29 protein-coding genes are annotated in these 24,646 nt (G+C 59.8%); 14 read left to right on the top strand and 15 right to left on the bottom strand.

The features are described from left to right. Positions 1-92 precede the first annotated feature (92 nt). From HYN24_RS04415 to HYN24_RS04395, 5 genes are all read left to right on the top strand, one after another. On the top strand, positions 93-1,220 hold the full coding sequence (locus HYN24_RS04415; RefSeq protein ID WP_117608133.1) for an NAD(P) transhydrogenase subunit alpha: 1,128 nt from the start codon (positions 93-95) through the stop codon (positions 1,218-1,220). Next, complete coding sequence (locus HYN24_RS04410) at positions 1,220-1,501, top strand: NAD(P) transhydrogenase subunit alpha (protein ID WP_117608132.1); 282 nt, start codon at positions 1,220-1,222, stop codon at positions 1,499-1,501. The genes HYN24_RS04415 and HYN24_RS04410 overlap by 1 nt, the downstream gene beginning before the upstream one ends. A 2-nt stretch (positions 1,502-1,503) precedes the next feature. Next, on the top strand, positions 1,504-2,874 hold the full coding sequence (locus HYN24_RS04405) for an NAD(P)(+) transhydrogenase (Re/Si-specific) subunit beta (protein ID WP_117608131.1): 1,371 nt from the start codon (positions 1,504-1,506) through the stop codon (positions 2,872-2,874). A gap of 106 nt (positions 2,875-2,980) precedes the next feature. Beyond that, positions 2,981-4,171: a methyl-accepting chemotaxis protein gene (locus HYN24_RS04400; RefSeq protein ID WP_117608130.1), complete on the top strand. Its 1,191-nt coding sequence runs from the start codon at positions 2,981-2,983 to the stop codon at positions 4,169-4,171. A 58-nt stretch (positions 4,172-4,229) separates the two neighbouring features. Then, positions 4,230-5,336: a YeeE/YedE family protein gene (locus HYN24_RS04395; RefSeq protein WP_162888588.1), complete on the top strand. Its 1,107-nt coding sequence runs from the start codon at positions 4,230-4,232 to the stop codon at positions 5,334-5,336. An 8-nt stretch (positions 5,337-5,344) separates the two neighbouring features. On the opposite strand, the gene HYN24_RS04390 is transcribed toward HYN24_RS04395, so the two are convergent. The 9 genes from HYN24_RS04390 to HYN24_RS04350 form a co-directional block, all read right to left on the bottom strand. Beyond that, entirely contained in the window at positions 5,345-5,965 is a 621-nt protein-coding gene (locus HYN24_RS04390) for a rhodanese-like domain-containing protein (RefSeq protein WP_117608129.1), read from the bottom strand. Next, complete coding sequence (gene soxB / locus HYN24_RS04385) at positions 5,962-7,683, bottom strand: thiosulfohydrolase SoxB (protein WP_117608128.1); 1,722 nt, start codon at positions 7,681-7,683, stop codon at positions 5,962-5,964. Before soxB ends, HYN24_RS04390 begins: the two co-directional genes overlap by 4 nt. Positions 7,684-7,767: 84 nt before the next feature. Then, positions 7,768-8,415: a sulfur oxidation c-type cytochrome SoxX gene (gene soxX / locus HYN24_RS04380; protein WP_117608127.1), complete on the bottom strand. Its 648-nt coding sequence runs from the start codon at positions 8,413-8,415 to the stop codon at positions 7,768-7,770. A 14-nt stretch (positions 8,416-8,429) separates the two neighbouring features. After that, positions 8,430-9,242: a sulfur oxidation c-type cytochrome SoxA gene (gene soxA, locus HYN24_RS04375; RefSeq protein WP_117608126.1), complete on the bottom strand. Its 813-nt coding sequence runs from the start codon at positions 9,240-9,242 to the stop codon at positions 8,430-8,432. Between the two features lie 79 nt (positions 9,243-9,321). Then, a complete protein-coding gene (gene soxZ / locus HYN24_RS04370; RefSeq protein ID WP_117608125.1) occupies positions 9,322-9,633 on the bottom strand; it encodes a thiosulfate oxidation carrier complex protein SoxZ in 312 nt (103 codons plus the stop codon). Positions 9,634-9,780: 147 nt separating this feature from the next. Continuing rightward, positions 9,781-10,248: a thiosulfate oxidation carrier protein SoxY gene (gene soxY, locus HYN24_RS04365; protein ID WP_117608124.1), complete on the bottom strand. Its 468-nt coding sequence runs from the start codon at positions 10,246-10,248 to the stop codon at positions 9,781-9,783. 25 nt (positions 10,249-10,273) lie between these two features. After that, entirely contained in the window at positions 10,274-11,320 is a 1,047-nt protein-coding gene (locus HYN24_RS04360) for a c-type cytochrome (protein WP_117608123.1), read from the bottom strand. Beyond that, positions 11,304-12,650: a sulfite dehydrogenase gene (gene soxC, locus HYN24_RS04355; RefSeq protein ID WP_117608122.1), complete on the bottom strand. Its 1,347-nt coding sequence runs from the start codon at positions 12,648-12,650 to the stop codon at positions 11,304-11,306. Before soxC ends, HYN24_RS04360 begins: the two co-directional genes overlap by 17 nt. A gap of 18 nt (positions 12,651-12,668) precedes the next feature. Then, positions 12,669-13,013 carry a helix-turn-helix transcriptional regulator gene (locus tag HYN24_RS04350; protein ID WP_117608121.1) on the bottom strand — a complete coding sequence of 115 codons (345 nt, stop codon included), beginning with the start codon at positions 13,011-13,013 and terminating at the stop codon, positions 12,669-12,671. A gap of 185 nt (positions 13,014-13,198) precedes the next feature. On the opposite strand from HYN24_RS04350, the gene HYN24_RS04345 reads away from it, so the two are divergent. Further along, positions 13,199-13,504 carry a c-type cytochrome gene (locus HYN24_RS04345; RefSeq protein WP_117608120.1) on the top strand — a complete coding sequence of 102 codons (306 nt, stop codon included), beginning with the start codon at positions 13,199-13,201 and terminating at the stop codon, positions 13,502-13,504. 12 nt (positions 13,505-13,516) lie between these two features. Next, complete coding sequence (locus HYN24_RS04340) at positions 13,517-14,797, top strand: FCSD flavin-binding domain-containing protein (RefSeq protein WP_117608119.1); 1,281 nt, start codon at positions 13,517-13,519, stop codon at positions 14,795-14,797. Positions 14,798-14,864: 67 nt separating this feature from the next. On the opposite strand, the gene HYN24_RS04335 is transcribed toward HYN24_RS04340, so the two are convergent. The 3 genes from HYN24_RS04335 to coaBC all read right to left on the bottom strand — a co-directional run bounded on the left by HYN24_RS04335 (position 14,865) and on the right by coaBC (position 17,185). Beyond that, entirely contained in the window at positions 14,865-15,479 is a 615-nt protein-coding gene (locus HYN24_RS04335) for a cytochrome c (protein WP_117608118.1), read from the bottom strand. A 66-nt stretch (positions 15,480-15,545) separates the two neighbouring features. Beyond that, the gene (dut, locus tag HYN24_RS04330) at positions 15,546-15,995 is read right to left on the bottom strand and encodes a dUTP diphosphatase (RefSeq protein ID WP_117608117.1); all 450 of its coding nucleotides are present in this window, start codon (positions 15,993-15,995) and stop codon (positions 15,546-15,548) included. Next, positions 15,995-17,185 (bottom strand): bifunctional phosphopantothenoylcysteine decarboxylase/phosphopantothenate--cysteine ligase CoaBC, encoded by a 1,191-nt coding sequence (gene coaBC / locus HYN24_RS04325; protein ID WP_117608116.1) that lies wholly within the window; start codon positions 17,183-17,185, stop codon positions 15,995-15,997. The genes dut and coaBC overlap by 1 nt, the downstream gene beginning before the upstream one ends. Positions 17,186-17,232: 47 nt before the next feature. Between coaBC and radC the strand changes: the two genes are divergently transcribed. The 3 genes from radC to rpmG all read left to right on the top strand — a co-directional run bounded on the left by radC (position 17,233) and on the right by rpmG (position 18,414). Next, positions 17,233-17,913, top strand: coding sequence for a DNA repair protein RadC (gene radC, locus HYN24_RS04320; RefSeq protein WP_117608115.1), 681 nt, complete (start codon positions 17,233-17,235; stop codon positions 17,911-17,913). Positions 17,914-17,994: 81 nt separating this feature from the next. Continuing rightward, complete coding sequence (gene rpmB, locus HYN24_RS04315; protein ID WP_117608114.1) at positions 17,995-18,228, top strand: 50S ribosomal protein L28; 234 nt, start codon at positions 17,995-17,997, stop codon at positions 18,226-18,228. Between the two features lie 18 nt (positions 18,229-18,246). After that, positions 18,247-18,414, top strand: a complete 168-nt coding sequence (gene rpmG / locus HYN24_RS04310; protein ID WP_011288870.1) for a 50S ribosomal protein L33 — start codon at positions 18,247-18,249, stop codon at positions 18,412-18,414. Between the two features lie 57 nt (positions 18,415-18,471). On the opposite strand, the gene HYN24_RS04305 is transcribed toward rpmG, so the two are convergent. Continuing rightward, entirely contained in the window at positions 18,472-18,963 is a 492-nt protein-coding gene (locus tag HYN24_RS04305; protein ID WP_117610196.1) for a disulfide bond formation protein B, read from the bottom strand. Between the two features lie 125 nt (positions 18,964-19,088). Here HYN24_RS04305 and HYN24_RS04300 point away from each other — a divergent pair, with 125 nt between their 5' ends. From HYN24_RS04300 to ovoA, 4 genes are all read left to right on the top strand, one after another. After that, entirely contained in the window at positions 19,089-19,793 is a 705-nt protein-coding gene (locus tag HYN24_RS04300; protein WP_117608113.1) for a winged helix-turn-helix domain-containing protein, read from the top strand. Next, positions 19,780-21,216, top strand: coding sequence for an ATP-binding protein (locus HYN24_RS04295; protein ID WP_117608112.1), 1,437 nt, complete (start codon positions 19,780-19,782; stop codon positions 21,214-21,216). The genes HYN24_RS04300 and HYN24_RS04295 overlap by 14 nt, the downstream gene beginning before the upstream one ends. 255 nt (positions 21,217-21,471) lie before the next feature. Next, the gene (locus tag HYN24_RS04290) at positions 21,472-21,651 is read left to right on the top strand and encodes a hypothetical protein (RefSeq protein WP_117608111.1); all 180 of its coding nucleotides are present in this window, start codon (positions 21,472-21,474) and stop codon (positions 21,649-21,651) included. 193 nt (positions 21,652-21,844) lie between these two features. Next, positions 21,845-23,950 carry a 5-histidylcysteine sulfoxide synthase gene (gene ovoA / locus HYN24_RS04285; RefSeq protein ID WP_117608110.1) on the top strand — a complete coding sequence of 702 codons (2,106 nt, stop codon included), beginning with the start codon at positions 21,845-21,847 and terminating at the stop codon, positions 23,948-23,950. 41 nt (positions 23,951-23,991) lie between these two features. Here the strand turns inward: ovoA and HYN24_RS16340 are convergent, their stop codons facing one another. Next, positions 23,992-24,318, bottom strand: coding sequence for a sigma factor-like helix-turn-helix DNA-binding protein (locus HYN24_RS16340; protein ID WP_371413227.1), 327 nt, complete (start codon positions 24,316-24,318; stop codon positions 23,992-23,994). Next, the gene (locus tag HYN24_RS16335; RefSeq protein WP_371413226.1) at positions 24,288-24,560 is read right to left on the bottom strand and encodes a sigma factor; all 273 of its coding nucleotides are present in this window, start codon (positions 24,558-24,560) and stop codon (positions 24,288-24,290) included. Before HYN24_RS16335 ends, HYN24_RS16340 begins: the two co-directional genes overlap by 31 nt. Positions 24,561-24,646: the final 86 nt, after the last annotated feature.

Raw genomic sequence — 24,646 nt, 5'->3', positions numbered from 1 at the left:
ATGTAATATTTTGTGCACTGCAAAACAGGCACAAATAAAAATATCATTATAGAATGTGCGGGATATTTTCCCGCACCAACAGGAGTAACAGCATGCCGTTAACCATAGCGGTCGTCAGCGAACGGGCACCAGGCGAAAGCCGGGTTGCTCTGGTTCCCGAGACGGCCAAGAAATTCGCCGCTTTAGGCGCCAAGCTCCTGATGGAACAAAGCGCTGGCACGGAAAGCCACTTCCTCGACTCGGCCTATCCGGAAGTCACCATGGTGGACGGCATTGCCCAAGCCTACGGCGCGGCTCAACTCATCTTGCGCGTGACGCCGCCGTCGCCTGAAGAGATTGCTGCATTGCCGGAGGGCTCGGTCCTCATCGGCTTGCTCAAACCCTTCGAAGACAAGGCCCGTCTGGCGGCGCTGAATGCCCGCAAGATCACCGCCTTTGCCCTTGAACTGCTGCCGCGCATCTCGCGCGCCCAGAGCATGGACGCCCTGTCCAGCCAGGGCGCCTGCGCCGGCTACCAGTGCGGCCTGATTGCGGCCGCCCGCTGTACCAAGTTCTTCCCGATGCTGACCACCGCTGCCGGCACCATCCGCCCGGCCCGCGTTCTTGTTATCGGTGCCGGCGTCGCCGGCCTCCAGGCGATTGCCACCTGCAAGCGCCTCGGTGCCATGGTCGAAGCCTACGACGTGCGCTCCGCCGCCCGTGAGCAGATCGAATCGCTCGGCGCCAAGTTCGTCGATACCGGCGTTGCTGCCGACGGTACGGGTGGTTACGCCCGCGAACTGACCGCCGAAGAGAAGGCCCAGCAGACCGAGAAGCTGGCCAAGGCCGTGGCCATGTCGGACGTGGTGATCACCACCGCCGCCATTCCCGGCAAGAAGGCGCCGATCATCATCACCACCGACATGATCGCCCGCATGAAGTACGGCGCCATCATTGTCGACATGGCGGCTGAATCGGGTGGCAACTGCGCCCTGACCCAGCCGGGCGAACACGTCGTCGCCAACGACGTGAACATCCACGGCCCGTTGAACCTGCCGTCGCGCATGCCGACCCACGCTTCCGAGCTGTACGCCAAGAACATCTACAACTTCATTTCGCCGTGGATCAAGGATGGCGAACTCAATTTCGACTGGAGCGATGACGTCGTCGCCGGCACCTTGCTCTGCAAGGATGGTGTCACTGTCCACAGCGTGGTCAAACAAGTGATGGGAGAAGCGTAATGGACGGCTTGCTCGCGCTGTATATCTTCATGCTCGCCGCCTTCACCGGCTACGAGATCATCGCCAAGGTGCCGGTCATCCTGCACACGCCGCTGATGTCCGGTTCCAACTTCGTCCATGGTGTCGTTGTCGTCGGCGCCATGATCATGCTCGGTTCGGCCGACACGCCCGTCCAGCAAGCCATCGGCTTCTTCGCCGTGGCCCTCGGCGCAGCCAATGCCGCCGGTGGTTACGTCGTGACCGAACGCATGCTCGCCATGTTCAAGAAAAAGGAAGGCTGATCATGACGATGCCTGTTTACGTTCAAGGTGCCTGGTTCCTCGGCGCGCTGCTCTTCATCTTCGGTCTCAAGGGCATGAGCTCGCCGGCCAGCGCCCGCAAGGGCATCATCATCGCCGGTTACGGCATGCTGATCGCCATTGCCGGCACCTTCTTCATTCCCGGCCTGCAGAACCTCGGCCTGATGGCCCTGGCCCTGGTCTTGGGCGGTGCCGCCGCCTGGATCTCCGGCCAGAAGGTCAAGATGACCGACATGCCGCAGATGGTCGCCATCTATAACGGCATGGGCGGCGGTGCTGCCGCCGCGATTGCCGCCATCGAGTTCGCCAAGGGCGACGCCCACAGCATGGCGACGACGATCCTCGCGGTCGTCGGTGCCCTGATCGGTGCCGTGTCCTTCACCGGCTCCTGCGTTGCCTGGGCCAAACTGCAAGGCGTGCTCAAGAAGGCCCATCGCCTGCCCGCCCAGAATGCGGTCAATGTCATCCTGGCCCTGATCGCCATCGGTCTCGGCGGCGCCATGGTCGTCATGGCCCCGGCCCAGCCCGAACTGATCTTCGGCTTCTTCATCGTCGCCCTGGTCCTCGGTCTGATCGTCACGCTGCCCATCGGCGGTGCCGACATGCCGGTCGTCATTTCGCTGTTCAATGCCTTCACGGGTCTGGCCGTGGGTTTCGAAGGCTATGTCCTGGGCAATCCGGCGCTGATCATTGCCGGTATCGTCGTCGGTGCGGCCGGTACGCTGCTTACCCAACTCATGGCCAAGGCAATGAACCGTCCGATCTCCAACATCCTGTTCACGCCGATGGTCGCCAGCGGCCCGGGTGAGGCCATCACCGGCAGCATGAAGGAACTCTCCGGTCTCGATGCGGCAGCCATGATGCGCTACGCCTCCAAGGTCATCATCGTGCCGGGTTACGGCATGGCCGTGGCGCATGCCCAGCACAAGGTATGGGAAATGACCTCGATCCTAGAAGAAGCCGGGGTCGAGGTGAAATTTGCCATCCACCCGGTGGCCGGGCGCATGCCGGGTCACATGAACGTGCTGCTGGCTGAAGCCGGTGTGCCGTACGACAAGATCATGGACCTGGAAGAAATCAACGGTGAATTCGCCCAGACCGACGTCGCACTGATCATCGGGGCAAATGACGTGGTCAACCCGAGCGCACGAACCGACAAGTCCAGTCCGATCTACGGCATGCCCATCCTCGATGCCGACAAGGCGCAGAACGTCATCGTCATCAAACGCGGCAAAGGCACGGGTTATTCCGGCGTCGAAAATGCGCTGTTTTACACCGACAATTGCCGCATGCTCTATGGCGATGCGCAACCGATGGCCGGCGAGATCATTCAGCATCTCAAGGCCATGGGCTAAAACCACCAAAAGTGATATTCAGCTCAAGAAACAGTATCAGATTTTTGTAACGGCCGGGCTCGCCCGGCCGTACAATATCGGGACATGACCTCCCCGAAAGCGTTGAATGAAGCGCATTGATGATCTTCTGGTCTGGCTTGCAGCAACCGTGTGCCTCGGACTCTGGCTGTGGTCGCTAATAGCCGGTCCGGTGTCGCCACACTTCCTCATGTTCCTTGCCATCCTGCTGGCCGGAACCATGATCTTTTCTCATGGCGAGCGACGCCGCTGGAAAGATAATCAGCAATCCTACGTTACCGAACTGAAGGATGTGATGTCCGAGTATCAGGTGCTCTCGGATGAAGCCATGTCGCATGCCGAACTGCAATTCACGGCACTTGAGAACGAGATGCGTGACGCTCAGGAAATCATCCGCGCGTCGGCCAACAAGATTTCCGGCAGCCTGAACGGCCTTCAGTCGCAGTCCTCCGACCAGCGACAAATCCTTCGGTCGCTGATCAGCGAAATGCTGAGCATGACCGGCGCCAGCGACAGCAGAACGCTTGAACAGGCCAGCCTGCAGCACTTCTTCGACGAAACGAACCGGCTGATTGCCGAATTCGTCAGCAAGATGTCGCAAGTGAAGGAAACCAGCCAGGGCATTTCTGCCAGCTTTGACGAAATGCAGGAACGCGTTTCCCGCATTTCCGGATCACTCAACGATATTGCCGCCATCACCAAGCAAACCGACCTGCTGGCGCTCAATGCGGCGATCGAAGCTGCGCGCGCCGGCGAAGCCGGGCGGGGCTTCGCTGTGGTCGCCGACGAAGTCCGCAATCTGGCAGCCCGCACTGGCGAATTCAATGTCGATATCCGCCAGTCGCTGACCAACATCATGAATTCGCTGCAGGAAGTCGGGACCCGCGTCAGCGATGCAACCAACATCGACATGACGCTGGCCGAGAAATCGCATGCCACCCTGCAGGAGCTTGGTGGCGAATTGCTCCAGCTGACCGGCAAGGCTCGCCAGCACTCCGACCACATCACGGCAATCACCGAACAGATGCAGGAGCTGACAGAGGAAAGCGTCATGGCCATGCAGTTCGAGGATATCGTCACCGAGATGATGTCGCGCATCAGCCAGCGCACCACCAACGTCGGGGAATACATGCATGCCTTCCTCGCCCTGCAGCACGACAACGAATCCGATGGAGTCCAGCGCTTCCGCTCGCGTAGCCAGAAACTCGTGGCCCTGTTGGTCAACTCGCAGGTCAAGGGTGATGCCATGAAGTCAGTCCAGGACAGCGCACAAGGCTGAGCCATCTTGTTTGCACTTTTCACCCTGCCGCCCGACGGTTCAGTTTGAGGCAACACTGATGGACCTGAATAGCCTGATTGAAGCGCTCGGCGAAAAAACCACGGTCACCCTGGCGGGACTGAGTATCGGCATACTCTTCGGCATTTTTGCCCAGCGCTCGCGCTTCTGCCTGCGCTCCGCCGTCGTCGAATTCTGGAACCGCGATGGCTGCAGCAAGCTGGCGGTCTGGCTGTTTGCCTTTTCATCGGCGGTTATCGCCACCCAGTTTTTCATTACCCAGGGCTGGCTCGATGTCTCACAAGCACGCCAGCTGGCAGCCCGAGGCAGCCTCTCGGGTGCCCTAATCGGGGGGCTCCTGTTCGGCGTTGGCATGATCCTGGCGCGCGGCTGCTCGTCGCGCATGCTGGTCCTCGCCGCCAACGGCAACCTGCGCGCCCTGCTTGCCGGGCTGATTTTCGCCGTGGCCTCCCAGGCCTCGCTGACCGGACTACTCTCCCCGCTGCGCACGGCAATTTCGGGCTGGCTGACGGTCGACGGCGGCACCACCCGCGACCTTCTGGCCGCCCTTCATCTCGGCAATCTTGGCGGGCTGGTCTTCGGCCTCGCCTGGCTGGCTGCCGCGATCCACTTCGCCCGTCGCAGCAAACTCACCCGCCGTGAATGGATCGGTGCCAGCGGCGTCGGTCTGATGGTCGCCCTGGCCTGGCTGATCACTTACCGGATCGGCACCCAGTCCTTCGAAATCATACCGGTACAGAGCCTGAGCTTTACCGGGCCATCGGCCGACGTGCTCATGCTCGTCCTCTCCCCGCCCGGCCAACCCTGGGATTTCAATATTGGTCTGGTTCCCGGCGTTGTCCTCGGTTCCTTCCTGGCCGCCCTGTGGGGCCGCGAACTGAAGCTGGAAGGCTTCAAGGACGGACATGGCATGCGGCGCTATATGGCTGGCGCTGTCCTGATGGGTTTCGGCGGCATGCTGGCCGGTGGCTGCGCGGTCGGCGCCGGCGTCTCGGGAGCGGCGATCTTCGCCCTGACCGCGTGGATTTCGCTGATCGGCATGTGGGCCGGAGCCGGATTGACCAATGCCCTCATCGACCGCCCGGCCCCACAAAAAAATTCGGCAACGCCTGAAATGAACGTTGCCGATCCGGCGATTCAACCCTGAAGCAAAAATTACTTCGGGAAATACATCTTTTCCTTGTCGAGCTTGTAGGTCCACGGCAGATTGGCATTTTTCCAGCCATTGACTGCCCGCTGTCCGGCTTTTGAACCCTCCTTGGCCATATCGCCCTCGAAACCCTCGGCAATGCTGTAAACCTTGGCGTAGCCTGACATCTGCAGGCGGTCAGCCGCCTTGGCGCTACGGTCGCCCGAGCGGCAGATCAGGATGATCGTCGCTGCCTTGCCCAAGCCTTTTTCGGCCAGACGGCGCTCCAGTTCGGCGACAAAATCAACGTTCGGCTCGACCTTGTACATGGTCCGCTTATCATCCCATTCGGTCATGATTTCGGCGTGCTCGACGTAGGGGACCAGCGCATCGGCATCACCTGGCCAGCCGACATACATGGCTTCGGCACGGGTGCGAATATCAAACAGCGCCACCGACTTCGGGTCGCGCTTCTTGAGGTCGTAGGCCTGCTGGGGCGTCAGGTAGAGTCCGAGCTTGCTCTGCTTGATCTCGGGCAGCTTGCTCCAGTCAGCACTACCCGACACCCAGTCAGCCGCAAAGCCCAGCGACGAAATGGCCAGCAAGCTGACCAACAGCGTACTTTTTAGCGCAAACGCAACTTTCATGCGATCCCCGGATTATTTGCTGCCCCCTTGAGCGTCGGCAGATTGAGGTTGACCGGTTTGACCGTCTTGATGTCGCGCAGATATTTGGCCACGACATCCCAGATCGGCTCGCCGGCGTTTTTCGCCTCTTCCGAGACGGGTGCCCAGCCAGCCACCTTGTAGGTCTTGGCGGGATCGATCAGTTGGCCCTTGAGCATCATGTTCTGGATGCGGCTACCCATTTTGGCGGTCGGGTCACAGGTCCATTGCAGGCCACCGACACGCACCATGTCGCCGCCCTGCTGATAGTAAGGATCGGGGTTGAACAGGTTGTCGCAGACATCTTCTAGCACCGTCTTGATCATCTCGCCGCTCATGTTGGTCACCGTCGTCCATGGGTAGGTGATCGCCGTCTGGTCGAGCACGTGCTCCATCAGGATGGACTGCCCCGGCAACAGGGAAGTACCCCAGCGAAAACCCGGCGAGAAGGCGATTTCGGCATCCTTGACCTTGAGCAGGGCATCAAGGATGACCTGATCGAAGGTGCCGTTGAAGTTGCCACGGCGATACAGCGTGCCTTCCGAAACAGCCAGCTTTTCGTTGAGTTTGGAAAGATACGGGGCACGAGCCTTGTCGATCAGCGCCTGCATATCCTTGTCGGCCGGCAGCAGGTTGGCGAAGACCGGCAACAGCTTGTAGCGGTAGTCGGCAATCTTGCCGTTCTTGACATCGAAATCGAGCACACCAAGGTATTTGCCATTGGAGCCGGCATTGGTCACCAGCGTCTGGCCGCCGGCATTCTTGACGACCACCGGGGCCGGCATGCCGTCATGGGTATGGCCACCGAGAATGGCATCAATGCCCTTGACCCGCGAAGCCATCTTCAGGTCAACGTCCATGCCGTTGTGCGACAGAACGACAACGACCTGCGCGCCGGCTGCGCGGGCGGCATCGACCGTTTTCTGCATGTTCTCTTCCTGAATGCCGAAGCTCCAGTTCGGCGTCTGCCAGCGCGGGTTGGCAATCGGCGTGTAGGGGAAGGCCTGACCGATGATGGCGACCGGCACGCCGTTCATGTTCTTCATGACAAAGGGCTTGAAGACGGCGTCGCCGAAATCGGTGGTCTTGACGTTCTGGGCGACGATGTCGATGTGGCCGGCGAAATCCTTTTCCTCGATTTCCTTGACCCGCTCCTCGCCGTAGGTCGATTCCCAGTGCAGGGTCATCACATTGACACCGAGGGCCTTGCAGGCGTCGACCATATCCTGGGCGTTGCTCCACAGGGCCGTGCCGGAACCCTGCCAGGTGTCGCCGCCATCAAGCAGCAGAGAGCCGGGGCGGGTCGCCTTCATACGCTTAACGAGCGTAGCCAGATGGGCAAAACCACCCACCTTGCCGTAGGTCTCGGCGGCCTTTTCAAAATTCAGATAGGTGTAGGCGTGCGCCTCGATGCTGTTCGGCTTGAAACCGAAGTGCTTGAGCAGATTGGCGCCCACCAGATGGGGCACCTTGCCGTACTGGTCACCAAAACCGAGATTGACATTCGGCTCGCGGAAATAGATGGGCAACAACTGGGCATGACAGTCGGTGATATGCAACAGGCTGACGTTGCCGAACTTGGGCAGGTCGTACAGCTTGGCGGCGCCCTTTTCAGCCAGGGCCAATTCGCTGTGCAAGGACATGCCACCGGCCGCCGCAACGGCCATGACCTGAAGAAATTCCCGACGATTCATGCTCATGTTTATTCCTTGAATGAAATTCAACTTATTAGTCGCTAGCTGCTGGTCGCTAGCAAGAAACTGCCAACGACCAGGGACTATGGACTAGTCCTTGTTGACCGGCGATGCCGGATCGATCAGGAAGGCCACGATATGGGTGATCTGCTCCGGCGTCAGCCAGCTGTGCAGGCCAAAACGCGGCATGTTGGTACAGGCCGTAAAGGCATTGGAGTTGTAGATCTTGTCGTAGGCGTACTTGATGATGTCATCGGAATTGCCGCGGATCTTGCCGAAATTCTGCAGGCTCGGGCCGATCGTGCCGTAAGCCAGTTCCTTCTTGGCCAACTGGTGACAGGCATAGCAGTTGCCACCGCGCACACGCCCGGCCGGATCCGGCTGGATAAATCCGATGTGGCCACCAGTGCCGACTGCGGCAAGCTTTTCGCCTTCCTTCCAGTCACCGATCAGCTTGCCATCCACCGGATAGCGGATGGTTGCAGCGTTCAGCTTTTCGAACTTTTCGCCGAGTTTACGCGGCGGATTATCGCGGAACTGGGCGCACATCTTCATCGTCTCGTCCTGCTCCAGGCGCTTCATCCAGTAGCTCGGATTATCGGCGCGGAAAGACGACAGGAACATCTGCTCGGCTTCCTTGGCGAACTTGCCGCCCGGTGCTTCTACGGCTTTCTCGGCAAAAGCCGGGGCAGCGATGGCGATGGTCACCCCGAAAAAGAGGGCAAATTTGAAATTCATGGTCGTCCCCTTGTTCAGCGTTTGATGCCCGGCGTTTCCATGACGGTGCCGGTCGCATTCTTTTGCAGGTAGGTTTCCAGCGCGATCACCGAATCGGCCAGATAGTTCGGCTCAGGCCAGCGGGCCTGGCGCATGCAGTCGATCAGACGACGCTGCATGGTCCACACCGTACCTTGCGAAACCCGATAGGACGGCCAGGTCTTCATGGCCACGCCGGCACCTTCCTTGGTCGTCAGGTTGCCGAGTTCCTGCAGGCGAATCCGCTTGCCGTCCTGGCCATGACAGATCGAGCAGGAGAAATCCTGCGGACCAGCCCGACGATAGAAAATGTATTCGCCCATCTTGGCCATTTTTGCCTCGGCCGGATGCGTCGCCGGCACGTTGATCGGCTTGCCGTTCGATTTGCCACCAATATAGGTGATCAGCGCCTCGATATCGGAATCATTACCGGGGGTCGAATACCAGTTTTTCAAGTCACTTGCCTTGAAACCCTGCAGGGTAATCATGCAATGAATAAGGCGGGACTCGGCGTCCATCACCTTGTTGGTGTCCTTGAAATACTTTGGCAACTGGGCATAGGCGCCATCCAGCTTGCCGGGGCCGAGGCCCATGTCGCACTGTTCAAGCGAGGCATTCTTCGGACCGCGCTTTTCCGTCCACAGGCCTTCACCCTTTACTTCGAACAGGTCGGCCGGATTGCCGTCAGCCAGAGCCTCGCGGTACTTGGCCAGTTCGTCGGCGACCTTGCTGTCCTGAGCCAGGACGGGGCCGGCGAATGCCGCGATAAAGACCGCGCCAACCAGCGTTTTAGTCAAACGTTGGATCATTGATTACTCCTCCACGGGGTAAAGACGACGGCAGCGGCGTTCTGCGCCGCCTGACTGCCGTCTTGAATGCTGTCGACGATCAGTTGATGGCTGCTTCGTCGGTACGGGTATCGCCCTTGTTGTCCTTCCAGCTGACGGTGATCTTGTCACCCTTCGCACCACCCTTAAACTTGAAAGCGAGGTAGGGGTTCTTCGAGATCGAAGTCCCGAAATCGCTGGTCAGAACCACCTTGTCGTTGTGCTTGGCGACCAGTTCGGTAATAAACCAGGCCGGCACGACGGCGCCAGCAGCATCCTTGCGCTGGCCGGTTTCCATTTCGTGGCTAACCAGAACCTTCACTTCAGTAACGCCGTCCTTGTTGGCGGCGCGGATTTTCATTGGATTGCCCATGTTTCTTTCTCCTTAATTCAATGTATACAAACGGGGAATGAAGCGTCGCAAGCGATGACAGGACAAGGCGCGTTTGCGAGACAGTGCAATTTGCACGGCGAGCAAGCGCAACGAAGTCATGTCGAGCGCAGTAGCTTCGAACCCGTTTTAGCCGCCGCAGCCACCCAGGGTGACCTTGATTTCCTTGGTCGCCATGAAGAACTTGCCATCCGACTTGACGATGGCGTAGATGTTGGAGGTCTGACCCATCTTGACGCGCGTCTGGACGTTGGCTTCGGTGCCTTCCGGCAACACGAAGGAGGCGGCCAGCGCATTCGGATTTTTCTCGATCAGGATGGCAACCATGCTGATATTGGGCAGGCTGGAAGCGACGCCGACCGGGACGACAGCGCCGTTTTCGGCGATATCCGGACCGGTGACCTGAACATCCTTGCTGTCGGTCGAGCCGGCAATACCGAGCGCCTTCAGCGTGTCTGCCATGCTCTTGGCCTCAAAGGCAGCCTTGTTCCAGTCAGCCAGGGCCATACCCGGGGTGATGATGCCGGCAGAAGCGAGCACGCCCAGCAGGGCGGCCCCGGAGCCGGATTTCAGTACGGTGCGTCGTTGATTGTTCATGACTTCTCCTCTGTAGAAATTGGGATTACTTGGAACCATTAAGAATCCACTGAACCAGTGTCTTCAGGTCTTCGTCCTTGACGTGCGTATTTGGCGGCATCGGGATCGAGCCCCAGACGCCCTGACCACCGGCCTTGACCTTGGCAATCAGGCGCGACTCGGCATCGGTCTGATCCTTGTAGCGGGCCAGCACTTCGCTATAGCCGGGACCAACGATCTTGCTCTTCATGCCGTGACAGGCCATGCAGCCGCTCTTCGTCGCCAGTTCCAGCGTACCGGCATCGGCCGCTTTTTTGGCGGCTTCCGGGCCGAGCGTGCGCGTACCGCGCACCGGGCCGAAACTGCGATTCTGGTCGGCCAGCTCACCGTGCGCGGTGCGGGCGTATTCGGGCAAGGTCGAACCGATCAGCACTTCCGGCTTGCAGTTCTTCATGCATGCCTTGTTGGCCGTATCCGGCTTGCCGCCGTTGCCGATGCCACCCTTCTTGGCCGGCGCACCCGGCCACATGCCGTGCTCGGTGGTCATGCCGTTACGGTTAGGCAGCAGCTTCTGCACATCGGCAATATTCTTGTCGGACAGCACGAAGTCAGCCGGCACGATTTCCTGCAGATTAAGCAGATAGGCGAGGATGGCAAACACATCATCCGGCTTGAGCGACTTCGGCGCCGTCCACGGCATGGCGCGCTGGATGTAGTCAAAGACCGTCGAGATCGTCGCCACCTTGGTGAAGGTCGTACGCTGTGGCAGCTCACCGGAAGACAGGCCCCTGACGCGCCCGTTCTTGACGTCGTCCTTGGTGGTGCCGCCGGCCAGCGGGGTGAACACCTCGTTCGACTCACCGAAGGAGCCGTGACACGAGGCGCACTTTTCCTCAAACAGTTCATTACCGCGGTCGACACTGCCCGATCCCTTGGGCAGACCCTTGAAGTCGGGACGGACGTCAATATCCCAGGCTTTCACTTCGGCAGTGGTCGCCGGACGGCCGACACCCTGATAGTTCTCGAAGGCGACGGCGGCTGTGGCCGCAGAGGCAAGCGCCAGAACGAGAATGGTCTTAGAGAACCTGAACATTGCTGACCTCCCCGCTTTCGATGACTTTCCACGACTGGATGGCATTGTTGTGATAGATCGACTTGGTGCCCCGCACGGCGCGCAACTGGCCATAGCTCGGCTGGACAAAGCCGGTTTCGTCGATGGCCCGCGACTGGAGGATGGCCGGACTGCCGTCCCACACCCAGTTGATGTTGAAGCGGGTCAGCGCCTTGTTCTGGATCGGCCCTTCGAGACGTGCCGTCTGCCAGTTGATGCCACCATCGAAGGAGACATCGACCTGCTTGATCTTGCCGCGCCCCGACCAGGCGAGGCCGGAGACGTTGTAGAAACCCTTGTCGAGCAAGGTCTGGCCGCCGGACGGCGTGGTGATGACCGACTTGGCTTCCTGAATCGAGCTGTACTGGCGATGCAAGCCGCTCGGCAGGAGGTCGATGTAGTGCACTGCCTCATCCTTGGTGGCGTAGGGCTTGTCGCCGACTTCGATGCGACGCAGCCACTTGACCCAGGAAACGCCCTGGACGCCAGGCACGACGAGACGCAGTGGGTAGCCGTTTTCCGGACGCAGCATTTCTCCGTTCTGGCCGTAGGCGACAAAGACTTCACCCGACTCGACCATTTCCATCGGAATGGTGCGTGTCATCGAGGAGCCGTCAGCCCCCTCGGCCAGCACGTAACGGGCCTTCTTGTAATCGACGCCGCAATCCTCGAGCAGCACCTTGAGCGGCACGCCAGTAAATTCGGAACAGGACAGCATGCCGTGCGTGTATTGCACGGTGGGCACGGCCACATTGCCCCATTCGAGGCCGGTGTTGGCCCCGCACTCAATGAAGTGGATGCGTGACACCGACGGCAGACGCATCAGTTCGTCGAGGGTATAGACCTTGGCCTTCTTGAGCAGCGAATCGTCTGATCCATTGACCATCAGGCGATGCTTGGAGGGATCAATATCGTGCCAGCCCTGGTGGTGGCGCTCGAAATGCAGGCCGGACGGCGTGATGATGCCGAACAGGCCCTGCAACGGCGCGAATGATACCGAGGCGCCGCCGACGCGGGCCAGGCCCGGCGACTCACGGCGCAGCAATTGGCTCTCGTACTTGGACGGCAGACCGTACGGATTGGTCGCCACCGGCTGGCCGAGCGAGGTCGTCCAGGCAGGGTTTTCAAGAATATTCGGGTCGCCTTCGCTGGCCCGTACCATCTTCGGCACGGCCAGTGCAGCGCCTGCGGCAAACAGGCTCTTGCGCAGAAAATCGCGGCGTCCGGCACCAACGGCCTGAACCTGCTCTTCCGTCAGGAAGTTTTCCGGTGCGGGCCGCAGACGCCCCGGTTGTTTGACGATGTCACCCATATGGATCAACCCCTCTGATTATTTGACGTCAGTACTGCAATTCACCGTCTTCACCCCCAACTCGTCACCCAGGTCACGGCTGGCTACCGTGATGCTGACCGTGCGGCAGATGTCGACAAAATTTGGATCCACGACCCGGTACATGACCGAGGTGCCCTCGCGCCGCCGGTCGACAACCCCGGCCCGGTAAAGAATGTTGAGATGGCGCGAGATGTTGGCCTGCGTCAGGCCAATTTTTTCCACCACCTCATGGACCGGGCGCTCTTCAGCGCACAGACAGGAAAGAATGCGCAAACGCGTCGGATCGGCCAGCAATCCGAAGTAATGCGCGACCTGCTCGAAAACCTGTAGTGTCTCGTCCATGGTTTTTTAATTTCGATCAATAGCCAATGTATAACTGGTCGTTTATATAGTCAACCCCTAATATTGGTGCGGCGCAGCATGCAATTTTTCGCAAAGGCTTATAACCTAGGCACCACGCTGATCCGGGCAAATCAACAGCAATCTTGGTGAGTTGGCGTACCGACAACATTTGAGGAGATGTCCCGATGAAACTGTTTGCTCCCTTCGCAGCCTTGTGTCTTTTGGCTGCCGCTGGCACCGCGCAGGCTGCCGACCCCTACCTGGCCCGCAATCTGGCCGCTACCTGCGCCAACTGCCACGGCACCAACGGCAACACCGTCAAGGGCTCCGGCATGGATGCCCTGGCCGGCATGGACAAGGCCAAGATCCTGCAGAAACTGGCCGACTACAAGAGCGGCGACAAGCCCGCGTCGATCATGCATCAGATTTCCAAGGGCTACACGGAAGCCCAGCTTGATCTGATCGCCGGCTATTTCGCCGCACAAAAATAAGGGGAGACCAGCATGATGCTCATGAAAAGACGTGATTTCCTGAAAGTCGGTGCCGCGGCGGGCGCCATGGCTTCTCTGTACGGCTGTGCCGCTGGTGCCAAGAAGGCCGGCGGCCATGTCGTGGTCGTCGGCGGTGGCTACGGTGGTGCCACCATCGCCAAATACCTGCGCATGTGGAGCGAAGGCGGTGTCCAGGTAACACTGATCGAACGCAATCCGACCTTCATTTCCTGCCCGATCTCCAATCTGGTCATCGGCGGCATGAAGACCATGGAAGACATCACCATCAGCTATGACGGCCTGAAGAGCACCTGGGGCGTGCGCGTCGTCCAGGATGACGTGATCGCCGTCGATGCGGCGAAGAAGACGATTTCCCTGAAGGCTGGTGGCGCCATGAGTTACGACCGCCTGGTCCTGTCACCGGGTGTCGATTTCATGTTCGACCAGATCCCCGGCCTCAACAATGGCGATGCCCAGTCAAAGATTCTCCATGCCTGGAAGGCCGGCCCCCAGACCGTCGCCCTGCGCAAGCAACTTGAGTCGATGAAAGATGGCGGCACCTACGCCATTTCCATCCCCAAAGCCCCCTACCGCTGCCCGCCCGGACCCTACGAGCGCGCCTGTCTGGTCGCCGACTATTTCAAGAAGCACAAGCCCAAGTCAAAGGTCGTCATCCTCGACGCCAACGAGGACGTGATGTCCAAGAAGGCCCTGTTCACGAAGGCCTGGGCCGATCTCTACAAAGGCATCATTGACTATCGCAACAACAGCGAAGTGAAGGATGTCGAAGCCGGCACCAACACGGCCGTCCTCGAGTTCGACAAGTTCAAGGCCGATGTGCTCAACATCATTCCGCCGCACCGGGCCGGCGACATTGCGGCCAAATCCGGCATCAAGCTGATCAACAACCGCTGGGTGGATGTTAACTGGCTGACCATGGAATCTACCAACACCCCGGGCATCCATATCCTTGGCGACGCTGTTTTCCCGGCACCGACCATGCCGAAGTCCGGCCACATGGCCAACCAGCATGGCAAACTCGCCACGGCAGCCATCCTCAACATGCTCGCCGGGCAGGAAGCCAACCCGGAACCGGTGGTCATGAACACCTGCTACAGCTTCGTTGATAGCAAGAGTGCCATCCACGTTTCATCGGTTCACCAGTACGACCTTGCAACCAAGACCATGCAACCGGTCAAGGGCGCTGGCGGCGTGTCGGTGGCACGCAATGAACCGGAAGGCAAGATCGCTCTGGGCTGGGCCAAGAATATCTGGGCCGACATGCTGGTCTGATTTTTCTTCGCGCAAATAAACAAAGGCCGCATTAGCGGCCTTTGTTCATGGTGCAGCCAATCTCTGATCAATCGAGCGTTGCGATGAACTCCGCCACAGCATGGGTTTCCAGCTCGGACAGTTTGGAGGCAATGGTATGCATGATGGCATTGTCATTAGTCCGCTCGCGCTTGTTGAACTGCTTGATCTGATCCTCGATATAGCGTGGATGCTGCCCGGCCAGACGCGGCAACTGGGGAGTCCCCAGTCCCTTGGCTCCATGGCAGGTGGAACAGGCAGGCAGGCCGGAGAACTGGTTGCCGCGCATGAAGACAAACTTGCCGACGGCGAGCAACTCGGGATCCTTGGCCGGACGAGCACCAACCACCTTGGCCTGGAAGAACGCGCCAAGCGCCTTCATTTCGGCCGGCGTCAGCTCTTCCGCCTGCGGCTTCATGGTGTCGCTGTTACGCTTGCCGGACTTGAAATCACCCAGTTGCTTGGCAATGTAGTCCGCATGCTGCCCGGCCAGACGCGGAAAAACCGGGCTCGCCGATTCACCTTCCATGCCATGACAGAGAAAGCAGCGGCCGGAAACAATCTCTTCGGCACGGGCCAGATCGACCGCTTCGGCAGCCCCGATGGGCAGAGCGAAGGTGGCCGCCAACATGACCCCAGCCAGTTGCATTCCGATGCTCCTCATTTCCCAACCCTCCCGGCTCAAAGTAAATAATTAAATCGTAATTTTCTTACACAGCGCTTTCAAGGCTCAGGCGTGACCGGTACTGCCAAAACCGCCTTCACCACGATGGCTGGCATCGAAGTCATCGACGATGTTGAAGCCGACTTGCAACACCGGCACGACAACAAGTTGCGCGATACGGTCGAGCGGATTCAGGGTAAAAGCAGCATGACCGCGATTCCACACCGAGACCATCAATTCGCCTTGATAGTCGCTATCAATCAGCCCGACCAGATTGCCAAGCACGATACCGTGTTTGTGGCCGAGACCGGAGCGCGGCAGGATCATCGCGGCCAGACCCGGATCGGCGAGATGGATAGCCATGCCGGTCGGCACCAGCGTCGTCTGGCCCGGTGCGACATGCAGCGGCGTTTCGATGCAGGCACGCAAATCGAGCCCGGCCGAACCGGGCGTGGCGTATTCCGGCGGGCTGTCGCGCAGGCGGTTGTCGAGAATTTTTACGTCAATTCGATGCATCAGTCTTTCCTCGTCAAAGTTGCAATGTGTTCTATCAACTGCCGGGCCAAAACAGATTTTGCCGCCGGCGTCAGCGGATGGACCCCGGCATCGTCGAACAGCACCAGCCGGTTATCGTCACCGCCAAAACCGTCCTGAATCAGATTGCCGGCAATCAGCGGTATATTCTTCTTGCGCCGCTTGGTCTGGGCGTACTCCTCCAGATTGCGGCTCTCGGCGGCAAAACCGACGCAGAACGGGGCATTGGCCAGCGCCGCGACCTCGGCCAGGATGTCCGGATTCTCGATCAGCTCGATCGGCGGAATCCCCCCCGTGTCCTTTTTGAGCTTGTGTTCAGCCGCATTGGCGACGCGGTAATCGGCTACCGCTGCCACACCGATGAATACATCGCTGATGGCGGCCCGCGACATCACCGCCTCGTGCATATCTAGGGCGCTGTGCACATTGATGCGCTCGACACCCTGTGGCGCTGCCAAGCCGACCGGCCCCGACACCAGCGTCACCTCAGCCCCGGCCTGCCTTGCCGCGCGGGCCACGGCGTAACCCATTCGCCCGGAAGACAGATTGGTTATGCCGCGCACCGGATCGATGGCTTCGAAGGTTGGCCCCGCAGTGATCAGCACCTTGCGGCCGGCCAGCACCTTGGGTGCGAAGAAGGAAATGACCTCTTCGAGAATTTCCTCCGGTTCCAGCATGCGACCGGCACCGATCTCGCCACAGGCCTGCTCGCCACTGGCCGGACCAAGAATCCGTACCCCGTCCGCATCCAATTGCGAAACGTTGCGTTGCGTCGCGGGGTTTTCCCACATCTGGCGATTCATCGCCGGCGCCACCAGCAAGGGGCAATCGCGCGCCAGCACCATGGTCGCCAGCAGGTCGTCGGCCATTCCATGGGCGATGCGCGCCAGAAAGTCGGCCGAAGCTGGCGCCACAACGATGAGATCGGCCTGACGCGACAGGTCTATATGAGCCATCGCGTTGGGCATCCGGCTATCCCACTGATCAAGATAGACCGGCTGCCCGGACAGCGCCTGAAAGGTGGTCGCCGTGACGAAATGGGTCGCCCCCTCGGTCATCGCCACTTGCACCTCGGCGCCCTGCTTGCCGAGCAGGCGGACCAGTTCGGCTGCCTTATAGGCGGCAATACCGCCAGTCACGCCAAGAACGATGCGTTTTCCCTGTAATTCCATTGTCATACCATTAGAATTGGACTTGGCTCATTCTAACGGAAAAGAATATGGCGATTACTGACAGGCCCGAAGGCGAGCGTCCGCGCGAGCGATTGCTGGCGCACGGCCCCGCCGCCCTGTCTGATGCCGAACTGCTGGCCATCTACTTGCGGGTTGGCGTGCGCGGCAAAAGCGCCGTCGATCTGGCGCGCGATCTCCTGAAGCGCTTCGATAGCCAGCTCGGCATCCTGGCCGAAGCTTCGCTTGATGAACTGGCCAGCGTTTCCGGCATCGGCCTGGCCAAGGCGGCGCAGCTTAAAGCCAGTTTTGAGCTGGCCCGCCGGGCGCTGCTGCAAGACATGAGCAGCCGCGACAGCTTCACTTCACCCGGCAAGGTCCGCGACTGGCTACGCCTCAAACTGGCCAGGCGGGGCAACGAAGTATTCATGGCGCTGTGGCTGGATGCCCAGAATCGTCTACTGAAGGACGACGAACTGTTCGTCGGCACGCTGAACCAGACTTCGGTCTACCCGCGTGAAGTGGTCAAGGCCGCCCTCGCCCACAACGCTGCCGCCGTCATCCTGGCGCACAACCACCCATCAGGCATTGCCGAACCCTCACGGGCCGACGAAATGCTTACCCGATCACTGAAGGAGGCCCTTAGTCTGGTCGATGTGAGGGTACTGGACCACTTCATCGTGGCCGGAAATTCCCCGCCACTTTCTTTCGCTGAACGCGGTTTACTATAAAGTTCAACAAACCTCTTGAAACAAATAAGGACTTTTGGTTATACTTGCGGGCTCTCTTCTAGCGAATTCTGGAGCACCATCATGGCGCGAGTCTGCCAAGTAACGGGTAAAGGCCCGATGGTTGGGAACAAGGTTTCCCATGCCAACAATAGAACCAAACGCCGCTTCCTGCCGAACTTGCAGTACCGTCGTTTCTGGGTCGAATCTGAAAACCGCTTCCTGCGCCTGCGTGTTTCCAACGCCGGTCTGCGCCTGATCGACAAGAACGGCATCGACGCCGTCCTGGCTGACCTGCGCGCTCGCGGCGAAGTCTGATAAAGAAGGAAAAATAAAATGGCTAAAGGCGGTCGCGAAAAAATCAAGCTGGAATCCACAGCTGGCACCGGTCACTTCTATACCACCTCCAAGAACAAGCGCACGACGCCTGAAAAACTGGAGTTCATGAAGTACGACCCGAAGGCTCGTAAGCACGTTGCTTACAAGGAAGTTAAGCTGAAGTAATTCAGCTTTCTCCGGCATTCGACAAACCCGCCTTTCGGCGGGTTTTGTTTTTTCCGGCTAGTGCTTTTGCCGGAACAGCAGTGCGGCATAGACCACGATACCGGCAAAGATCAGCACCGACCAGTTGGCCATCGACAGGCCGAACAACTCCCAGTCACGACTGGCGCAAAAGCCAGTCGCCAGGAACATCGATGACCAGGCCATGCCCAGCCAGTCGACCAGTCGTTCGATGGCATTCGGATTGGTGAAACTGCACTCCGGCGCAAGATGCGGAAAAGCCTGCATCCAGGTCTGGTAGCCGGCAACACCCGTGCCGAGCAGACCGAGACCACCAGCGAGCACCGCCCACAGCATGCGTCCAGCCGGCCAAATGAAGCCAGCCAGGCCGATCAGACCGATCACGATGTAGAGCAGTCGCTGAAAGATGCAGAGCGGACAGGGTGCCAGGCGCAACAGGGTCTGCAATTCCATGCCGACAGCGACGAGACCCAGGCAGCCCAGGCTCAATGTCGCGAAGCAGGCCCGCAGGGGTACTTTTGACCAATTCATCAAGACCATTCCTCAAAAGACGATGAGCCGGGATTCTATGCCATCACTCCCGACTGTTGAAATTTGCGCGGAGGCCTGTCCGCAGGAAAGTGGACCGCCGCCCGGCAGGTGGTTAAGATTGGCGGATGAATACACGCATCCTGCTCGTCGAAGACGATGAACGCCTGGCCGAACTGACGGCCGAATACCTGACCAAGAACGATCTGCAAGTCAGCATCGAACCCCGCGGTGACACTGCCGAGGCGCGTATCCTGGCCGAACAGCCCGACCTGGTCATTCTCGATGTCATGCTGCCCGGCAAGGACGGCTTCGAAGTCTGCCGCGCCGTGCGTTCCCAGTATCGCGGCGTGATCCTCATGCTGACGGCGCGGGACGAGGACTTCGACCAGATTCTCGGTCTCGAGATGGGGGCCGACGACTACATCGCCAAACCCGTCCAGCCGCGCGTCCTGCTCGCCCGAATCAAGGCCCTGCTGCGCCGGCTGCCGACAGCCGCCGATGCCAGCAACGGCGAATCGGAGAGCATGGTGTTCGGCCAGTTCCGGATCAGTCAGGCGACGCGGACGGCCTCGCTGAATGGCCAGACCATCGACCTGACCACGGCCGAGTTCGACCTCCTCTGGTTGCTCGCCACGCATGCCGGCAATGTGCTGTCACGCGACGACCTGCTGCAGGAACTGCGTGGCATCGGCTTCGATGGCCTGGATCGCTCGATCGATGCGCGTATTTCCCGCCTGCGCAAGAAGCTCAACGACGATCCCGAGAATCCGACACGGATCAAGACGGTGCGTGGCAAGGGCTACCTGTTCAGCAAGCATGACTGGAACTGAAACACCTGGCGGCGAAGCCAGGCCGAAGGAACACAACCAGGGCCTCGCCCGCTCACTGATCCGGGTTGCCCTGCCGCGTTGGCGGGGCGGGCGCTACAGCCTGTCCAAGCTGTTCTTCAATTTCTACCTGCTGGCGATGGGCTCCTTCGTCGCCATCGCCTTTACCGCCGACTTTGTCATTTCGACCGCCCAGCGCGGCATTACTGACGACTATGCCCGTCGTTTCATGCGCGGCACGATTACCCTGATCGAGGATGAACTGTTCCGGCAACCGCGCCGCGACTGGCAAAAGCGGGTCAAGGAACTCGACGAAAAGTTTTCGTACGACCTCGATATTGTCGAGCGCATCACCCTCGACCGGACGCTCACGCCCAGCCAGGTCATCAAGCTTGATGCCGGCGACATTGCCATCGACCACGATGGCGACATCATGTACCACCGCCTGGGCACATCCAATCAGGTGCTGGTGGTTGGCCCGCTGGCCTCGAACCGCAACCCGGAACTGAAAGACCGCCTGCCGCTCGAACTACGTCTGCGCCTGCTGACCTGGAGCCTGATCGGGCTTATTTTTGCAGTCGCCCTGTGGTTCTGGATACGCCCCGTCTGGCGCGACCTTGAAGGCCTTCGTCAAACTGCACTCGATCTCGGCGACGGCCATTTCGAGGCAATTTCGCCGCCCGTCCGCACCCAGCTTTTTGCCCCGCTCTCGGACACCATGAACAGCATGGCGGAACGCATCCGCCAACTGCTGGCCACCCACCGCGAACTGTCCTGTGGCATTTCCCATGAGTTGCGCACACCGATCGCCCGCATGCGCTTCGCCCTCGAAATGCTCTCCGAAACGACTGAACCCGACGAGCGTGACCGCCTGTGGGCAATGATGGAAGCCGATCTCGACGAACTCGACCAACTCATCGACACCAGCCTGACCTATGCCCGCTTCGAGCGCGAAGCCCCGCAAGCGCACTTTTCCAGCGTCAAAGCCGCCGAATGGTTAAGTGACGAGGTTGATGCGGTCCGTCTGCTCGGTCGCCAGCTTGAGGTCAACGTCGACACCGCCAGGCTGCCCGAAAACCTCTGCATTGACCTCGACCGCAAAGCCATGCCCTACGCCCTGCGCAACCTGCTGCGCAACGCCTTCAAGTACGCCAGCAAGCGAATCACGGTCAACGCCGAACTGGTTGGCGACAACATGCTGATCCACGTAGACGACGACGGTATCGGCATTCCGCCTGAAGAGCGCGAACACATCTTCTCGGCCTTCACCCGCCTCGACCGGTCACGCGACCGGTCAACCGGCGGCTACGGCCTCGGCCTGGCCATTGCCCGCCGGGTCCTTGAGCTGCATGGCGGCACCGCCACGGCGGACGCCTCGCCACTCGGCGGCGCCCGCTTTACGCTGACCTGGAAAGCCCACCAATAGGGATTTCTGGCGCCGTTACAAAGCGTCACACAAGATCAATACCTGTTACTACCCGGCCACGCTTGCGCCACAGACGGCAACCCCGGTCGTCCCTACAATGCGAGGCATGGAAGAAAAGCAATCCCGCCAAGAGGACAACGAGGAAATGATCAAAATGAACATCAAACAATTTATCGAAGCCACCCGCCAGTATCTGTTCGACATGGCAGCCACCCAACCTGCACTGGCCAACATGCCGGTCAGCGGGAATCATTAATGGCCTTTGCCGACAACCTGCCGATCAGCGAATCACTCGGTGTCTTCATCGGCATCACCGGATTCGACTGGCTTGCTGAAGGCCAGGCTGAGCCGTTCAAGGCTGCCGCCACCGCCCTCGCTGCCGGCGCAGCCATTACCCTCGCCCGCCTGTGGCTGAAGAAGCGGCAAAAGGACTGAACCAGTTTACCCTCCTCTCGAAATCCCCCGATTCGAGAACTCCCTGTTACCCCGCCCATGTGGCGGGGTTTTTTTTGTCCCTGCTACACTATCCTTGGCAGAAACCGGATAATCCCCGGATAACCATCTGGCCGCACTGTAAAGCTGCCATCATTTCGCAAAAACCCATTCCCAATCCCAGAGCACAAACCGCATGAAGCCAGCCCCCCTCCCGGCCACCCCATTACTGACCGGCACCGATACCGAACAGAAGCGGCGGGAGATCCTCGATTACTTTCACGCCACCTTTGATCGCTACGAACAGTTGTTCGAAGTCCTCAGCTGCCCCGAAGCCTATTACATCAAGCCGATCGCCTTGCGCCATCCGCTGATTTTCTACTTTGGGCACACCGCCACCTTTTTCATTAACAAACTTCTCCTCGCCGGCCTGATCGAAGAACGCGTCAATCCTGGCTTCGAGTCGATGTTCGCCATCGGCGTCGACGAAATGAGCTGGGATGACCTCAGCGATGTCCGTTACGACTGGCCGGGCGTCGATGACGTACGCGCCTATCGTCGACAGGTGCGAGCCGTGGTCGACCACCTCATTCGCAGCCGCCCCCTGACCCTGCCCATCGGCTGGGAGGATCCGTTCTGGATCATACTGATGGGCATCGAGCACGAGCGCATCCATCTCGAAACCTCGTCGGTACTGATTCGCCAACACGCCCTCAACTTTGTACGGCCACACCCGGCCTGGCCCCCCTGTGACGACCGAGGCGAGGCACCGGACAACGAACTGGTCAGCATTCCACCCTGCCAACTGCGTATTGGACGCGACCGGAGTGCCCCGACCATCTACGGATGGGACAACGAATTCGGTTGCCACGAGACATCGACCGCGGCCTTTCAGGCCAGCCGAAGCCTCGTCTCCAATCGGGAGTTCCTGGCCTTTGTCGAAGCTGGCGGCTATGCCGACGAATCGCTGTGGCAGGAAGAAGGCGCTGCCTGGAAGAAATTCTCCCGGGCCGAGTATCCGACCTTCTGGGTCAGGCAGTCGGGGCAGTGGCATCTGCGCCTGATGCTCGAAGAGATTGCCATGCCCTGGAACTGGCCGGTCGAAACCAATTACCACGAAGCGGCCGCCTTCTGCCGCTGGAAAGCCCGCAGCACCGGCCAACCGGTACGCCTGCCGAGCGAAGACGAGTGGCAGTCGCTGCGCCATTTTGCGGGCGTCGATGATCTGCCCGGCGAGTCGACCGCCAACATTGGCCTTGGCTATGCCGCCTCCAGTTGCCCGGTCAACCGCTACGCCCACGGCCCACTTTTCGACGTCATCGGCAATGTCTGGCAGTGGCTGGAAACGCCGATCTATCCCTTCCCCGGCTTTGCAGTTCATCCCATCTACGACGACTTTACGACACCGACCTTTGACCAGCGACATAACCTGATCAAGGGAGGATCGTGGATTTCCTGCGGCAACGAAGCCGCACCGGTCTCACGCTACGCCTTCCGCCGCCACTTCTTCCAGCATGCCGGCTTCCGTTATGTCGTCGCCGACCAGCCGATCACCCAACCCGCCTCGCACTACGAAAGCGACCGGCTGATCTCGGAATACATCGAATTTCATTACGGCGATGAATATTTCGGCGTCGCCAATTTCCCGCTCCGCCTGACCGAACTCGCCATCGAGGCCATGGGCCAACGACCGGCCGGCAAGGCTCTCGATCTCGGCTGTGCCACCGGGCGGGCAACTTTTGAGCTGGCCCGCCATTTCGACCATGTTACCGGCCTCGACTTCTCGGCCCGCTTCATCGGCGTCGGCACCCAGCTGGCGGAACGCGGCCACCTGCGCTACACCCTGACCGAAGAAGGTGAACTGGTCAGTTACAAGGAATGCTCACTGACCGCCCTGGGCCTCGCCGAGGTTGCCCCCAAGGTCGAATTCTTCCAGGGCGATGCCTGCAATCTGAAGGCTGTTTTCTCGGGCTACGACCTGATACTTGCCGCCAATCTGATCGACCGCCTGTACAGCCCGGCCGTCTTCCTCGACAGCGTTCACCAGCGTCTTAATCCGGGTGGCCTGCTGATGCTGACCTCGCCCTACACCTGGTTGCCGGAACATACTAAACGCGAGGAATGGATCGGCGGTTTCAAGAAGGATGGCGAAAATTTCACCACGCTCGATGGCTTGAAAGCCATACTCGGCAAGCACTTCCGCCTGCTCAAAGGCCCCCTGGCTGTCCCCTTCGTCATCCGGGAAACCAAGCGAAAATTCCAGCACACGCTATCGGAAGTCACTATCTGGGAAAAAATGTAGCGCCCTGATACGGGCTTGCCATGACTCGTCGCTGACTGGCCTCAGGCGGCTTCGCCGAACCAGTTGGCTCCGAGGCAGGCACGCAGCGCGAGGCGGGCCCGGTGCAACTGGACAAAGCAGTTGTTGCTGGTGATCGCCAGGGTCTGGCAGATTTCGTCGGTATCAAAGCCAAGCACCTCACGCATGGTGAAGATGCGGCCGGTGGCCTCGGGCAGGCGATAGAGACAGGCTTCGAAGACTTCCCAGAACTGCTTGTTTTCCATCGACTGCTGGGGCGTTTGCCATTCCGATGGACGCGTATCCTCGGCCCAATGCTGGCGGTCATCGAAGAAAGCGTTCAAGTCGTCGTCGTTGTCGCTGGTGACCACAGCGTTCTCCCGAACCTTGCGGCGCAGGACATCGATAATCTTGTTTTCAGAATGGCCAGCACCCAGGTACGCAGCGAGGCACGCGAGGAAAACTTCTCCTTCCCCATCAGGGCACCGGTCAACGCCTCCTGCACCGCGTCCTCGGCCTGCGCCCGGTCGCGCAACTGCATTTCGGCAAAGCGCAACATGTCGCGCCGTAATCCTGTGAGAAACTCCGGGTCGTGCAGGGGGTCTATAGCCATAGCAATTTTTCGTAGGTATGGCGCAGAATCATACTGTAAAAAATTTTGTAAGATTTAAATGACACGACCGACTAATGCATCAGGCC

Source organism: Dechloromonas sp. HYN0024 (genome assembly GCF_003441615.1).
GTDB lineage: Bacteria > Pseudomonadota > Gammaproteobacteria > Burkholderiales > Rhodocyclaceae > Azonexus.
Note: the sequence above shows the minus strand (reverse complement) of the source record. Positions and strands in the feature narration are given on the sequence as shown.